This is a genomic window from Actinomycetospora termitidis, from assembly GCF_030286555.1.
Classification (GTDB): domain Bacteria; phylum Actinomycetota; class Actinomycetes; order Mycobacteriales; family Pseudonocardiaceae; genus Actinomycetospora; species Actinomycetospora termitidis.
The window spans coordinates 1,546,135-1,559,732 of sequence record NZ_JASVWF010000001.1 but is presented as its reverse complement, the minus strand read 5'-3'; the positions used below and the strand labels follow the sequence as shown (position 1 = coordinate 1,559,732).

The 13,598-nt window shown below is 75.0% G+C and carries 17 protein-coding genes; 7 read left to right on the top strand and 10 right to left on the bottom strand.

All coding sequences use genetic code 11. The features are described 5' to 3' along the window. Nucleotides 1–47: 47 nt before the first annotated feature. Nucleotides 48–926, top strand: a complete 879-nt coding sequence (locus QRT03_RS07655) for an alpha/beta fold hydrolase (RefSeq protein ID WP_286051937.1) — start codon at nt 48–50, stop codon at nt 924–926. Between the two features lie 15 nt (nt 927–941). Here QRT03_RS07655 and QRT03_RS07650 read toward each other — a convergent pair whose 3' ends face one another. Continuing rightward, the gene (locus tag QRT03_RS07650) at nt 942–1,286 is read right to left on the bottom strand and encodes a DUF3040 domain-containing protein (protein WP_286051936.1); all 345 of its coding nucleotides are present in this window, start codon (nt 1,284–1,286) and stop codon (nt 942–944) included. A 47-nt stretch (nt 1,287–1,333) separates the two neighbouring features. Continuing rightward, nucleotides 1,334–1,876: a TetR/AcrR family transcriptional regulator gene (locus QRT03_RS07645; RefSeq protein ID WP_286051935.1), complete on the bottom strand. Its 543-nt coding sequence runs from the start codon at nt 1,874–1,876 to the stop codon at nt 1,334–1,336. A gap of 79 nt (nt 1,877–1,955) precedes the next feature. On the opposite strand from QRT03_RS07645, the gene QRT03_RS07640 reads away from it, so the two are divergent. Continuing rightward, entirely contained in the window at nt 1,956–3,416 is a 1,461-nt protein-coding gene (locus tag QRT03_RS07640) for an MFS transporter (protein WP_286051934.1), read from the top strand. A gap of 666 nt (nt 3,417–4,082) precedes the next feature. Here QRT03_RS07640 and QRT03_RS07635 read toward each other — a convergent pair. Both QRT03_RS07635 and QRT03_RS07630 read right to left on the bottom strand, forming a co-directional pair. Further along, nucleotides 4,083–5,501, bottom strand: a complete 1,419-nt coding sequence (locus tag QRT03_RS07635) for an amidase (RefSeq protein WP_286051933.1) — start codon at nt 5,499–5,501, stop codon at nt 4,083–4,085. Between the two features lie 10 nt (nt 5,502–5,511). Next, nucleotides 5,512–5,835 (bottom strand): putative quinol monooxygenase, encoded by a 324-nt coding sequence (locus tag QRT03_RS07630; protein WP_286051932.1) that lies wholly within the window; start codon nt 5,833–5,835, stop codon nt 5,512–5,514. Nucleotides 5,836–5,915: 80 nt separating this feature from the next. Here QRT03_RS07630 and QRT03_RS07625 point away from each other — a divergent pair, with 80 nt between their 5' ends. Together QRT03_RS07625 and QRT03_RS07620 are read left to right on the top strand one after the other, a co-directional pair. After that, the gene (locus QRT03_RS07625) at nt 5,916–6,773 is read left to right on the top strand and encodes a helix-turn-helix domain-containing protein (RefSeq protein WP_286051931.1); all 858 of its coding nucleotides are present in this window, start codon (nt 5,916–5,918) and stop codon (nt 6,771–6,773) included. Beyond that, entirely contained in the window at nt 6,770–7,195 is a 426-nt protein-coding gene (locus QRT03_RS07620; RefSeq protein WP_286051930.1) for a VOC family protein, read from the top strand. Before QRT03_RS07625 ends, QRT03_RS07620 begins: the two co-directional genes overlap by 4 nt. Here the strand turns inward: QRT03_RS07620 and idi are convergent. The 6 genes from idi to QRT03_RS07590 form a co-directional block, all read right to left on the bottom strand. Continuing rightward, nucleotides 7,185–7,766: an isopentenyl-diphosphate Delta-isomerase gene (gene idi, locus QRT03_RS07615; RefSeq protein ID WP_286051929.1), complete on the bottom strand. Its 582-nt coding sequence runs from the start codon at nt 7,764–7,766 to the stop codon at nt 7,185–7,187. The genes QRT03_RS07620 and idi overlap by 11 nt on opposite strands. Nucleotides 7,767–7,771: 5 nt before the next feature. Beyond that, nucleotides 7,772–8,227, bottom strand: a complete 456-nt coding sequence (gene cynS, locus QRT03_RS07610) for a cyanase (RefSeq protein ID WP_286051928.1) — start codon at nt 8,225–8,227, stop codon at nt 7,772–7,774. A gap of 52 nt (nt 8,228–8,279) precedes the next feature. Continuing rightward, nucleotides 8,280–8,945, bottom strand: coding sequence for a hypothetical protein (locus QRT03_RS07605; RefSeq protein WP_286051926.1), 666 nt, complete (start codon nt 8,943–8,945; stop codon nt 8,280–8,282). Continuing rightward, complete coding sequence (locus tag QRT03_RS07600; protein ID WP_286051925.1) at nt 8,942–9,934, bottom strand: hypothetical protein; 993 nt, start codon at nt 9,932–9,934, stop codon at nt 8,942–8,944. Before QRT03_RS07600 ends, QRT03_RS07605 begins: the two co-directional genes overlap by 4 nt. Then, nucleotides 9,931–10,386: a hypothetical protein gene (locus QRT03_RS07595; RefSeq protein WP_286051924.1), complete on the bottom strand. Its 456-nt coding sequence runs from the start codon at nt 10,384–10,386 to the stop codon at nt 9,931–9,933. The genes QRT03_RS07600 and QRT03_RS07595 overlap by 4 nt, the downstream gene beginning before the upstream one ends. 111 nt (nt 10,387–10,497) lie before the next feature. Then, complete coding sequence (locus QRT03_RS07590) at nt 10,498–11,439, bottom strand: methionyl-tRNA formyltransferase (protein ID WP_286051923.1); 942 nt, start codon at nt 11,437–11,439, stop codon at nt 10,498–10,500. A 157-nt stretch (nt 11,440–11,596) separates the two neighbouring features. Here QRT03_RS07590 and QRT03_RS07585 point away from each other — a divergent pair, with 157 nt between their 5' ends. The 3 genes from QRT03_RS07585 (at nt 11,597) to QRT03_RS07575 (ending at nt 13,594) form a co-directional block, all read left to right on the top strand. Then, complete coding sequence (locus tag QRT03_RS07585) at nt 11,597–12,877, top strand: type VII secretion protein EccB (RefSeq protein WP_286051921.1); 1,281 nt, start codon at nt 11,597–11,599, stop codon at nt 12,875–12,877. Nucleotides 12,878–12,959: 82 nt separating this feature from the next. Next, nucleotides 12,960–13,289 carry a WXG100 family type VII secretion target gene (locus tag QRT03_RS07580; RefSeq protein ID WP_286051920.1) on the top strand — a complete coding sequence of 110 codons (330 nt, stop codon included), beginning with the start codon at nt 12,960–12,962 and terminating at the stop codon, nt 13,287–13,289. Between the two features lie 11 nt (nt 13,290–13,300). Beyond that, on the top strand, nt 13,301–13,594 hold the full coding sequence (locus QRT03_RS07575) for a WXG100 family type VII secretion target (protein ID WP_286051919.1): 294 nt from the start codon (nt 13,301–13,303) through the stop codon (nt 13,592–13,594). The last annotated feature ends 4 nt before the right edge of the window (nt 13,595–13,598 follow it).

The following is a 13,598-nucleotide window of genomic DNA, read 5'->3' as shown; positions in this document are numbered from 1 at the left end:
CGGGCGGGCCAGACTCCTGGTCCGCCCGAGCCCGAAGGAGTGCGCGCATGAGCGAACCGACCCGAGTCGACCTGCCGTCCGCGGGCGGACACACCCTGGCCACCTTCCGGTGGCTGCCGAAGGGTGAGGCCCGGGGCGTCGTGCAGCTCACCCACGGCATGGGCGAGCACGTGCGCCGCTACCAACACCTCGCGGACCGGCTGACCGACCTCGGGTTCCTCGTCCACGGCCAGGACCACCGCGGGCACGGGGCCACGGCCGAGGCGAACGGCACCGAGCCCGGCGTCCTCGGCGAGGGCGGGTGGGCCGAGCTCGTCGCCGACATCGGCCGCGTCCTCGAACGTGGCCGCGAGGACGCCCCGGGCGTCCCGGTGGTGCTGCTCGGGCACAGCATGGGCTCGTTCGCCGCCCAGCAGTTCCTGCTCGACCACTCCGCCGAGGTCGACGCGGCGATCCTCACCGGGACGACGCTGCTCGACCAGCTCGAGGGCGCCATCGACACCAGCGGCCCGATCGACCTGTCCGCCTTCAACGCACCGTTCGCCCCGGCACGCACCGACTACGACTGGCTCTCCCGCGACGAGGCCCAGGTCGACGCCTACGTCGCGGACCCGTGGTGCGGGTTCGGTCTCGACCCGGCAGGCGGCGCGGGAATGTTCGCCGGAGGCCGGGACGTGGCCGACAAGCAGCGTCTCGACGCGATGCAGAAGGACCTGCCGGTGTACGTCGCCGTCGGCGAGCACGACCCCGTCGGCGGACCAGTCGTCCTGGCCCAGGCCCTCGTCGACCGCTACCAGGCGGCCGGGATGACCGACGTGACGTTCCGGGTGTGGCCCGGCGACCGCCACGAGATCCTCAACGAGCTCGACCGCGACGTCGTCGAGGACGAGCTGGTCGCGTGGCTCACCCGCGCCCTGAGGCGCTGAGCGGGAGCCCGCTGGTCACCACAGCGGACGGAGCCGCCCGAGCACCAGGCCGACCACCGGCGGCACGACCACCGGGGTGAAGGCCGTCCCGATCGCGCCCAGGGTGAGCAGCCCCGCGGCCTGGAGGTGGATGCCCACGACGAGCGGGACGATCCCGAGGACCAGGGTCGCGACGAAGCCGAGCAGCGTCATGATCTGACCGCTGCGCAGCCGGTGCGGTTCGGACACGCGCCGCGCGAAGTGCGGGTCGGACGCGCGCAGGTGCCCGACGAGGGCGGCGAAGCGCCGGTCGACCGGCGCCCTCCCGCCGTCGGCGCGCGCGGTGTCCGGACGCTGGTCGTCCTCGTCAGACGGGGTCACCCCTCCAGGGTGGCCCCCGGCCCGTCATGACCACACCGTGGGGTGCGCTACACACGCCCGAGGAGCCGCTGCAGGGTCACGTCCCAGTCCCGGGTCAGCGGGGTGCCCCGCTCTCCCGCGATGGCGCGCAGGTAGATGCCGTCGCCGACGGCGGCCACCAGGTCGGCCGTCAGCTCGTCCCCGGTCTCCTCGGCGAGGACCGCCTGCCACGCCGCCATCGACGCCCGCGCGGTCGCGGCGGCGGCCTCCTCGGTGCCGGCGAGCTTGAGCACGGCGACCATGGCCCGGAAGAACCCGCTGTCGGTCGCCGGATCGTCGGCGGAGGTGCGCAGGTAGTAGTGCGCCATCGACTCGGTCCCCGCCTCCGCGGCGGTCCGGGCCGTCGCGATGTCCGCCTCGGTGAGCGCCCGGACCCGCTCCAGGAGCCCGTCGAGCAGCGCCTCGCGGGACCCGAAGTGATAGAGCAGCCCGCCCTTGGACACCCCGGCCCGTGCGGCCACCGCGTCGAGCGTGACGGTCTCCGGGCCGTCGGTGACGACGTGGTCGACGTAGGCGTCCACGATGCGGTCCCGCTGCGACGGTCGGGGCATGGGCGGGACCGTACACCGTCCAGCTGGTACAGTTTCTTAACTGTACCGTCCGGACTGTCGAGAAACTCGGAGTCGCGCCATGAGCAGGCGAGCCCTCGCCCTGGGGGTCCTCACCGCACCCGTCCTGCTGATCACCCTGGACATGACCGTCCTGGGTGCAGCCCTGCCGGCGATCTCCGAGGACCTGCGACCCGGCGCGGCGACCCAGCTGTGGATCGTCGACGTCTACTCGTTCGTGCTCGCCGGCCTGCTCGTGGTCGCCGGGTCGCTCGGCGACCGGATCGGCCGTCGCCGGCTGCTGCTCATCGGCACGGCGGCCTTCGGTCTCGCGTCCGTGGCGGCGGCCTTCGCGCCGTCGGCCGGCGCCCTGGTCGCCGCGCGGGCGCTGCTCGGGCTCGGCGGCGCGACCCTGATGCCCTCGACGCTGTCGCTGATCAAGACCGTGTTCCCCGAGTCGGACGCCCGCCGTCGCGCGATCGGCGTCTGGGCCGCGATGTTCTCCGGGGGCGCCGCCGCGGGCCCGGTGATCGGTGGCTGGCTGCTCGAGCACTTCTGGTGGGGCTCGGTCTTCCTCGTCAACGTCCCGGTCTGCCTGGTGCTGCTCGCCGCCGGGCCGTTCCTGCTCCCCGAGAGCCGCGACCCGCAGCCGGGCCGGTTCGACCTCGTCTCCGCGGCCCTCGCCCTCGCGGCGATGCTGCCGGTCGTCTACGCGGTCAAGTCCGTCGCCACCGACGGGTTCTCGACGGCGGGTGTGACGGCGGCCGTCGTCGGCCTCGCGGCCGGCGCCGTGTTCGTGCACCGCCAGCGGACGCTCCCCGACCCGCTGATCGACCTCACGCTGTTCTCCCGGCGGGCGTTCTCGGTGTCCGTCGCGACGAACCTGCTGTGCGTGTTCGCCCTGGTCGGCCTGCTCGTGCTGGTGCCGCAGTACCTGCAGCTGGTGGTCGGGATGTCGCCGCTGACCTCCGCGATGTGGCTGCTGCCCGGGAGCCTCGCGGGCGTGGCCGGTGCGCTCGTCGCGGCCCGGCTCGCACGGCGGTTCGCGGTGCGGCGCCTCGTGGTCGGCGGGCTGTCCGTGGCCGCGGTCGGATTCGCGGCGCTCGGCCTGCTGGCGCTGGGCGCCGGGCCGGTGGCCATCGTCGTCGGGATGGCGGTCGCGGGTCTGGCCGTGGCCATGGTGGAGACGCTGACGACGGACCTCGTGCTGGAGTCCGCCCCCACCGACCGCGCCGGCGCCGCCTCGGCGATCTCCGAGACCGGCTTCGAGCTCGGCGGGGCGCTGGGCATCGCGGTGCTGGGCAGCATCACGGCGGCGGTCTACCGCGCCGGCCTGCCGGCGGGCACGCCGGGCGAGACCCTCGGCGGCACCCTCGCCGCGGGTGGCTCCGCGACGGCGGCGGGTGCCGCCTTCACCGCGGCACTCGCCGTGGCCGGGGTGGTGGCGGGCGTCGTGCTGGCCTACGCCGCCTGGCAGGCACGGTTCCTGCGCCCGGTGGTGGAGGAACCGGCCGCTCCGGCGTCCGCCGTGGCCCGCTGTTGACACCCGACGCCAGGAACGGCCTCGGTCGCTGCTCGGGGCGCTCTGCGTTGCGTGGCGCACACGGCCGGGGGACGTCGCCTCCCACCGAATCCGCGTTGCGTCCCGCACACGGCCAGCAGAGTCCGCACGGTGCGGCACCAGCGTTGCGACCCGCACACGGCCAGCGGAGTCCGCACGGTGCGGCACCGGCGTTGCGTCGCGCACACGGCCGGCGGAGGTGCCTCGTCCCCGTGGCGGCAACCGTGATGGAGCGGCGGCACGCCCACCGAAGGCATGATCCACTTCTGGGCGGCAGAACGCCCGCGTGGTGGGGCACTCCGCCGCCCGGATGTCGATCTTGGCACTCCGGCGGGCCAGCGGCCTCTCGCGCACGCGCGACCGTGGGCTCGACGACGTCGTGCGTGCCGCAACGATGCGGTCGTGAGCCGTATCGGGCGGCCGTGTGCGTGACGCAACGGCGGACCGCCGGAGCTCCGACACGGCTGGCCGTGTGCGGGACGCAACGCCCATCCGCCGGAGGTCCGACGCGACTAGCCGTGTGCGTGCCGCAACGATGCGCTCGGGAGCCGTTCCGGGCGGACGTGTGCGTGACGCAACGCCGATCCGCGGCGGTCCGACGCGGCCGGCCGTGTGCGCGACGCAACGGCCGAGCCGGTCGTCTGGCGCTCAGGCCGCGAGCGGCGGCACTCGGCGGGCGTGGCCCGTGGCGGCCTCGTGGGTCAGCGCCACCTCCAGGAGACGGCGGTCGGCCCCGGGCGCGCCGATGAACTGGACGCCGACCGGCAGGCCGCCCGGTGTGAACCCCGCCGGCGCCCCCAGCACCGGCACCCCGGCCATCGACCACGGCGCCACCGTCTCCATCCAACGGTGATACGTGTCCATCTCCCGTCCGGCGATCGACCGGGGCCACGTCACGTCGGCGGGGAACGGGTGCACCTGCGTGGCCGGAGCGATCAGCACGTCGAAGCGCTCGAACAGGCCCACGACCGCCCGGAACCACTCCGCCCGCACCGCGGCCGCCCGGTGGACCTGCAGCGCGGTCAACGCGACCCCGTGCTCGATCTCCCACACCAGCTCCGGCTTGAGCTCCGCACCCGCCTCCAGCAGCGGCGCCATCTCGCACGCGTTCCACCACCGCCACACCAGGAACGCGTCCCACAGCGCGTCGAGGTCGAACGGCGGCACGACCTCCTCGACGCCCGCTCCCAGCGACGCGAGCACGTCCACCGACCCGGCGCGCGCGAGGTCGAGCAACCCGGGCTCGCACGCCAACCGCCCGCCGAGATCGCCCAGCCAGCCCACCCGCAACGACGACGGGTCCGCCGGACGGAGGTCGGTCAGATCCAGCGCATCGGCACGGTCGAGCGGCCCGACCGGGCCACCCGTCGTCATGACCCCCAGGAGCGCCGCGAGGTCCGCCACCGACCGGGCCATCGGCCCCGCCTCGCCCATCTGCGCGACGAAGCCCGGGACCCCCGGCACCCGGCCGCGCGAGGGGCGCAGCCCGTACACCGAGGACCACGCGGCCGGGTTGCGCAGCGAGCCCATGTAGTCGCTGCCGTCGGCCGCGGGCAGCATGCGGCACGCGAGCGCGGCGGCCGCGCCACCGCTGGATCCGCCGACGGTGCGCGACGTGTCCCACGGGTTGCGGGTCGTGCCGTACACCGGGTTGTAGGTCTGCGAGCCGAAGCCGAGCTCCGGGGTGTTCGTCCGCCCGACGAGCAGCGCCCCGGCCGCCCGCATCCGCGCGACGTGCGGGGCGTCGACCACCCCGACCCGGTCGCGGAACACGGGCGATCCGGCTGCGAACGGCTCACCGGCCGTCTCGGCGAGGTCCTTCACCGCCTGCGGCACGCCGTGCAGGACTCCACGCCACCGGCCCGCGGCCACCTCGTCGTCGAGCGCGGCGGCCTCGGCGAGGACGACCTCGGGGTCGCGGCGGGCGACGATCGCGTCGACCGCCGGGTTCACGCGGTCGATCCGCGCGAGCGCGACCCGGGCGACCTCGACGCACGACACCCGACGCGCCCGGATCGTCGCCGCGAGGTCGACGAGTCCGAGCGCGGACAGCTCCAGGCTCAGCATCTCCGGGTGCCTAGCGGGGCTTCACCTCGCCCATCTCGCCCCAGCCGTTGCCGTCGACACCCTGGATGCTGACGATCTTCGGCGTGGTGGCCACGTAGTCCGGGGCCTCGGCGACGAACTTCTGGAAGTGGTCGGAGTTGACGTGGTCGCCGCCCGCGTCGTCCTGGAAGGCCTCGACCAGCTGGTAGGTGTTCTCCTCCTCGAGCGACCTGCTCCACTCGAAGAAGATGTTGCCCGGCTCGTTGCGGGTGGCCTCGGTGAACTCCCGCGACAGCTCCGGCCAGCGCTCCGCGTACTCCGGCTTGATCGTCCACTTCACGGCGATGAAGATCATGGCCCGGATCCTGGCACGGCGACCGCGCCCGGGACAGCACGAGCCTGGTCGTCCGGACGGCGCCGGGCCACACTCGGACCATGCCGCTGCCCGGGATGGTCGAGTGCCACCCCTACGACGTGCGCTCGGACGCGCCCGGGGTGCACCGCGGCCTGCCCTCGCCGTACCTGACGTTCGTCGTCACGATCGGGGAGCCACTGCGCCTCGCTGTTCCCGACGGCGGGTCGGTGCCGTTCCGGGTCTGCCTCGGCGGCCTGCACGACACTCCCGAGCACATCATCGACCCGGGGCACCAGGCCGGGATCCACGTCGCAGTGCACCCGCTGGCGGCGCGCACGCTGTTCGGGCTGCCGGCCGCCGCGCTGGCCGGAGACTCGTACGAGGCCGCGGACGTGCTCGGCCGGGTCGGGGCGGAGATCGCCGAGCGGGTCGACGCGGCGGGGACCTGGCCGGCCCGGATCGCGGTGATCGACGACGTCCTCGGTCGGCTGCGCGCCGCCCACGACGAACGTCGCCGGGCCGAGGACGAGGTACGCCACGCGTGGCGGCGGATCGTCGGGGGCCGCAGCGTCCGCGAGACCGCCCACGAGGTGGGGTGGAGCCCCGACCACCTCGCGCGGCGGTTCCGCGCCGAGGTCGGGGTGCGCCCGAAGACGGCCGGCCGCATGGCGCGGTTCGACCGGGCACGCCGGGTGATCGCCGCGCGCGCCGTCGCGGGGACGCTCGACCTCGCCGGCGTCGCGGCCGACCTCGGCTACGCCGACCAGGCCCACCTGGCCCGCGAGTTCCGGGCCCTCGCGGGCTGCTCGGCGACGCGGTGGGTCGAGGAGGAGGTGCGGTCCGGACTGGTGGGGGTCGAGACCGGGGTCGAGATCGGGGGCGAGATCGGTTTCGTCCAAGCACCGCCGGACGCCGGTACGCCATCCTCGGCGGCATGAGCGACAACGCGCCCCCGCCCCAGGTCTGGCCCACCCTGCGCGCCCGCGACGCCCGGGCCCTCATCGACTTCTACGTCTCGGCGTTCGGCTTCACCGAGACCGTCGCGTACACCGGCGACGACGGCGTGGTCCACCACGCCGAGCTGGCCTGGCCGCCCGGCGGCGGGATCATGCTGGGCCAGGACCGGGAGGACGCCTCCGGGCGCCACTGGTCGCTCGCCCCGGGCACGTTCGGCGGCTACGCCGTCACCCGCGACGCCGCGCACACCGACGAGATCTTCGCCCGCGCCGTCGACGCGGGGGCGAAGCCGATCGCCGAGCCCTACGACACCGACTACGGCTCGCACGACTGCACGGTGCTCGACCCGGAGGGCAACCACTGGCAGTTCGGGACCTACCCGGGACACCCCGCTACAGGCTGAGGCGCGCCGCCGGCGGGAGGGCCGAGGGGTCGCCGGTCGGCCAGCGGGCGGGGTCACCGTGCAGGGCGAGCTGGGCGACCTGCTCGACACACCACGGCGAGAGCTCCGGCCACGACCCCTGCCGGGCCCCGTCGGACAACGTGCGCCACGGCACGGCCCGCACCTCGTCGACCTCGGCGGGGTCGGGCGCCGGGTCGCCGGACGCGGTGGCGACGAACACCGGGCACATCTCGTGCTCGACGACGCCGTCCTGCTCGGCGCGGTAGCGGAAGCCGGGCAGCACGAGCCGCACGTCCCCGACGTCGAGACCCAGTTCCTGACGACCGCGGCGGCGCACGGCCTCGTCGAGCGCCTCCCCCGGGCCGGGATGGCCGCAGAAGCTGTTGGTCCACACGCCCGGGAAGGTGCGCTTGTGCGCGGCCCGGCGCGTCATCAGCAGGCGCCCGCCCTCGTCGACGACGTAGCAGGAGAACGCGAGGTGCAGCGGGGTCTGGGCGTGGTGCACCTCGGACTTGGCGGCGGTGCCGATCGCGGAGCCGGCGGGATCGAGGAGGACGACGAGCTCGGTCACGCCGTTCAGAAGACCTTGTAGGGCAGGAACTTGCCACTCCAGACGAGCTTCACCCGGTCACCCTTCGGGTCCTCCTCGCGCTCGAAGCTCATGCTGAAGTCGATCGCCGACATGATGCCGTCCCCGAACTCCTCGCGGATCAGCTCGTGCAGCGCGCCGCTGTAGACCTGCAGGGCCTCCTGCAGCCGGTAGGTCACCGGCTCGGTCGGGTCGAGGGCCGCCTCGCCGCGCACGGGTGGGAGCGAGAGCGCCGCGACCGTGTCGTCGTCGAGCCCGAGCAGCCCGCCGACCCGCTGCGCCTGCTCGGCGTCCAGGGGCTGCTGGCCGAGCAGGGCCGACGTCGTCCACACTAGCGAGCGGTCCAGGGCGTCCGCGAGCTGCTGCCAGCTCAGCCCCTTCGCGTCCTTGGCGTACACGACCTCGCGGCCGGCGGACAGGCGGTCGTGCTCCGGGAGACCCATGGGCCGACCCTGCCACGCCGCCCGCCCGCGCGTCGGGCCCGCAACACGACGTTCATCCGGCGAGGCAGGGCCCGGCGGTCGTCGTCAGCGTCGGGCTCCACGGACCGCTCCACGCTCCCGACACCGCGCGGACGCGCAGGTACACCGTGACCCGCACCAGGAGGGCGCGGACGGTCACGGTGGAGGAGAGCCCGCTCGTCGTGCCCCCGGTGCTCGGGACGGCGAAGTCGGCCGTCGGAGCGGCCTGGAACTGGTAGGCGGCGGCCCCGGGGACGGCCGACCAGCGCAGCGTCGCGGCCGCCGCGCCCAGCCCGCTCACCGCGCCGCTGGTCGACGTGGTCGGCGAGACCGTGGTCGTCGTGGTCGGCGCCGCGCTGCTGGTCGAGGTGGGGACGGCGGTCGTGATGCTCGGGGTGGTCGTCGTCGTGGTCGCCGGCGGGGGCGCGGCGGTCGTGGTCGTCGTCGTGGCCGCACGCGGCGTGGCCGTCGTCGTGGTCACCACCTGCTCGCCGAAGGACTCGACCCCGCGCCCGCTCGCGGCGAAGCCGGAGGGCGTGGTGCCGCACGTCCACGCGGACGCGGTCGCCGTGGGGGTGCCGAGGGTGTTCGCCCGGGCGGTCGCGCTGCCGGGCCCGCTGCTCGTCCACGCCGCCCACGCGACCCCGCCGCCGACCAGCAGACCGAGGACGGTCGCGAGCGCGATCAGCGCGCGGCTCACGGCGCGCTCACCACCGACACCGTCACCGGCACGGAGAACGTCGCCCCCTGGCAGCCGGTCTCCGAGGCGTTCGACATCGCGACGGCCCCGCCGAGCGTGAGCGTGGTGCTCGCGGCCGGGGCCAGGACGACGTCGGGCACGGTCTGCGCCGTGAACGTGACGCCCGTGGTGGCACACGCGCCGACGCCCCCGCTCGCGGTCGCGGCGCCGGCCGGCGCGACCGTCGCCACCTGCACCTTGTACGGGTTCGGGTTGGTCACCGAGAGCAGCGCCGTACCCGACGCCCCGGGCGAGAGCAGCCCCGTGGTGACGGCGCTGCCGGCCACGGCCGACGTCGTCGGGGCGAGGGCGGTCCCGCCGCTCACCCCCGAGGCGCCCGACCCGGACGCGAGGTAGGCCGCGACCGCGACCCCGGCGGCCGCGAGCGCCGCGAGGACCAGGGCGAGGACGACGAGCACGGTCGTCCGCCCCTGCCGGCGCGCGGTCCGGAGACGGCTCCGACGCCGCATCGGGCGGGGCGGGGTCTCGTCCGGATCCGGGGCGACGTCGTCGTCGGGGACGGGGACTCGGCGCACGGCTGGGGGCTCCTCGTCGGATCGCCGCGGGGGCGCCGGCCGGGCGCCGCGGGCGCGGACCAGGGCCGGTCCCGCGGGCGTCCCGGTCGCGGGTGTCGGTCGGGGGTCCCGGGTGCGGGGCACCGCGGGCGCCGGGCCGACGGGGTCGGTCCCGGACTCCGTGTCGATGCCCACGACCGCGGGGAAGGCCCCGGACGGCACCGCGAACGCGGCGCCCGCCCGGGACCCGACCCCACCCGTCGTCGGGAAGGATCCTCCGACGGCGATCGGCTCGGTGAGCGCGTCCGGGTGCGCCGGGTGGGCGGGTCGCCCGGCGCCCGCGGAGTGGCGGGGACGCCTGCCCGGCAGCGGGATCGGGCCCGTGCGCTCGACCGGGCCCCGCCCCTCCCGCTGGAGCAGCGACTCGACCTTCACCCCGCCGCGGAGGCGAGCTGGGCGGTCAGCGGCATGGTGAACGACTGCCCCTGGCAGCTGTTGTCCGGGTTCGCGATCATGGTCGCGGTCAGCGAGTACGACCCCGTCCCGTTCGCCGCGATGGTCCCGGTCGGGTTCGTGACGGCGGGGCTCGTGACGGTGCCGGCGGGGCAGTTGCCGGTGGTCTTGTCCGAGGTGCTCGCGCTGATGCTGGTGACCTTCACCGGGTACGGGTTCGGGTTGTTGATCGTCACCGTGTAGGTCGACGTCGAGCCCGGGTAGAGCTGCGCCCCCGGCGTGTTCGGCGTGATGGTGGAGTTCACGGCCACGCTCGAGGCGGTGGCCCCGGTGCCGGTCCCGGTCGAGAGGTAGGCGGCGAACGCGACGCCCGCGCCGGCGAGCACGAGCAGGATGCCGCCCAGGACGGCGAGTCGCTTGCGGTTGGCGGTCATAGGAGATCGATCCCCCGAGGTCGTCGGGGACGTGACGGTCACGTCCTTGTGACGGTGACCCCGGGGTGATCGACTCGTGACGCTGCGTCACCACATGGTGTTACGCATGTTTCAGGCGAGGTAGTCGCCCATCCGCCGGAAGTAGTCCCCGGCCACGTGCTCGACGTCGTTGTCGTCCTTCACGCGCTGCAGGACGAGACCGTGCTGGTCGCCGTGCCACGCGTCCGGCCCCGCCACCACGATGACGCCGGTGCCCTCGCGGGCGAACACGCGGCCGTTCGTGCCGCCGCAGCGGTTGCGCGAGACGCTCGCCTCGAGCACGCGCAGCCGGCGACCCTCGTGCTCGCACCAGGCGTTCGGGTACGGCCCGGTCTGCGCCCGCACCAGGTTGACCAGGTCCTTCGCCGACCGGTCCCAGTGGATCCGGTTGTCCGGGTCCTGGCGGCGGTGGAAGAAGCTCGCGTGCTCCGGGTCCTGGCGCAGCCAGTCGTGCGGGCCGTGCTCGACGCGGTCGAGGGCGTCGATCGTCAGCGGGCCGAACAGCTCCACGGTGCGGAAGAACAGGTCCTCGGTGGTGTCGGTGGGCGTCACCGGGACGGTCCGCTGGGTGATGATGTCGCCGCGGTCGAGGTCGGCGTCCATCCAGTGCGCCGTGATGCCGACCTGCGACTCGCCGTTGATCAGGGCCCAGTTCAGCGGCGAGAACCCGGCGTACTTCGGCAGCAGAGCGTCGTGGGTGTTCACGGTGCCGTGGGTGGGCGCGGAGAACACCTCCGGCGAGATCCAGGTGCGCCAGTTGCAGGCGACCCCGATCTCGGCGTCGTGTTCCTTGATCGCGGCGACCAGCTCGTCGTCCACGGCCTTGTCGCGGTAGAGCACCGGGATGCCGTGCTCGCGGGCGAGGTCGGCCACCGGTTCCTGGAAGATCGCCGGTTCGTGCCCCCCGAGGCTCTCCGGGTGGCTCACGCAGAGCACCACCTCGTGGCGACTCTCCAGCAGGGTGGCGAGCAGCCTCGATCCCCACTTCTGGTAGCCGAACAACACCACGCGCACGGATGCCTCCTCGCCCCCGTCGGTCAGGTGAGGCTGACCTTATCTGCGGCTCCGCCGGTGTCAGCAGTGCGGCCATGCTGACGCTGAACGTCACAAACGCCTTGTGTTCGCCCGTTCCGCCCCCGCCGCGCGGTCCGATTCGTCAGCATCCACGGGCGTGGCGGGCAGGCGGGAACTCATCGAGTCCGAGGACTTCCAGCGCCGCCGGGGCGTCGCCGCCCTGGTGCGCGGGGACGACCTCGCGATCGACGACGTCCCCCGCCGGCCGAACGCCGCGCTGGTGGTGGGGGTGGTCGTCGTGGTGCTCGTCGCCGCGATCTCGGCGGCGTCCGCGTTCCTCACCGACCGCCCGCCCGACGGCTGGCGCGACGAGGGCGCCGTCGTCGTCGACCGGGAGACCGGCGCCCGTTACCTGGCCACCGACGGGCTGCTGCGCCCGGCCCCGACGCTGACCGCGGCCCTGCTCGCCGGCGGTCGTCGGGGGGAGCCGGTGCTCGTGCCGCACTCCCGGGTCCTGACGATGCCCGTGGGCACGGCGCTGCCCGGGGACGGTCTCCCCCAGCTCCCGCCGGCGCTCGGCGCGCCGGTGCCGCTCGCCGCGTGCGCCACCGGCCCGGACCGCGACGCCCCGGACCGGGTCGCGGTCTACGCGGGACCGGTCGTCGGGCCGGCCACGGCGTTCACCGGGTTCCTCGCCCGGGCGTCGGGGACGGCCGGGACGGTGCTGGTGGCCGGGGGGCGCGCGCACCCCGTCGACCCCGGGGCACTGCCGCTGCTCGGCTGGTCACCGACCCAGGTGCGCGAGGTGCCGGGGCCGTGGCTCGGCCTGCTCCCCCGGGGCGGGACGCTGTCGCCGCGCGAGGCCCCGGGCGCGGTCGTCGCCACCACCGACGGCGCGCGCTACGTCCTCGACCGGGGCCGCGCCCGCCTCGTCGCCGACGAGACCACGGCCCGGCTGCTGCCCACCCCGGCGCGCACCGTCGTCCCGGACGAGGTGCTGGCGCTGCCGGCCGGACCCGTCGCCGGGATCGCCGACGTCCCCAGCGCCCCGCCGGTGGTGCCGGCGCGCGAGGACACCGTGGTGCCGTGCGTGACCCGCGGCGGCGACTCCCCGACGCTGCAGGTGTTCGGGGCGGTGGCCTCGCCCGGTCTCGCGGCGGGTCCGGAACGCCTGCTCGCCGGCGGGGAACGGCCGGCGCGGGTGACCTGGCACGTCCCGCCGGGCGGGGGGGCGCTGCTGGCACCGCCGGGGTTCGACGCGGCGGCACGGCGGGACGACCCCGAGGGCATCGTCCTGGTGGACGCCGGGCTCGGGTTCGGGGTGGACGACGACGAGGCGCTGCGCGCGCTGGGCTACGCGCGCGAGCAGGTGCTGCCGATCAGGCCAGGCTGGTTCGCGCTGCTCGCCGCCGGGCCCCGGCTGGCCGTCCCGGACTGAGTTTCTCGAAACGGCACCCACGCGCCGATCCGGTCGGTCATGGTTCGGGGTGTCCGCGGTACCGATCCGGGAGGGGGCCCTGATGGCGGGGCAGTACGACGTCTCGACCGCGACGATGGCCCAGTCGCAGTCGCGCATGGTGGCCGGTGTGGCCGACATCCGCTCCGAGCTCACCGCCCTGCGCGGGAAGCTCGGCGCGCTCGAGGGGCAGTGGATGGGCGACGGGAACACCGCGTTCACCGGCGCCCACGCGCGCTACGAGGCGGCGAACCAGAAGCTCAACGCGGCCCTCGACACGATCTCGGGCCTCGTCCAGCGCGCCCAGGGCGGCTACGAGTCCAGCGACGCGGACGCGAGCACGCGACTGAACCAGTCCGGGGCCGCCATGGACGTCCCCGTCCCCGGCTTCTGAGAGGAACCACCATGGCCGACCGGATCAAGGTCTCCTTCGGCGCGCTGGACACGGCGGTCGCCGACGTGCAGGGCGGCGCGGCGACGATGGAGCAGCGCATGCAGCAGCTGCGCTCCGACATCGCCCCGATGCTCGCCACGTGGGACGGCGCGGCACGCGAGTCGTACGCCGCGGCGCAGGCGCAGTGGGACGCGGGCTGGCAGGAGCTGCAGTCCGCGCTCGCGCAGCTCGGGCAGTCGACCGCGGGCGCGAACCAGGGCTACAACGACACCGAGCGGGCGGCGATGCAGTCGTTCCAGGTCTGACGGC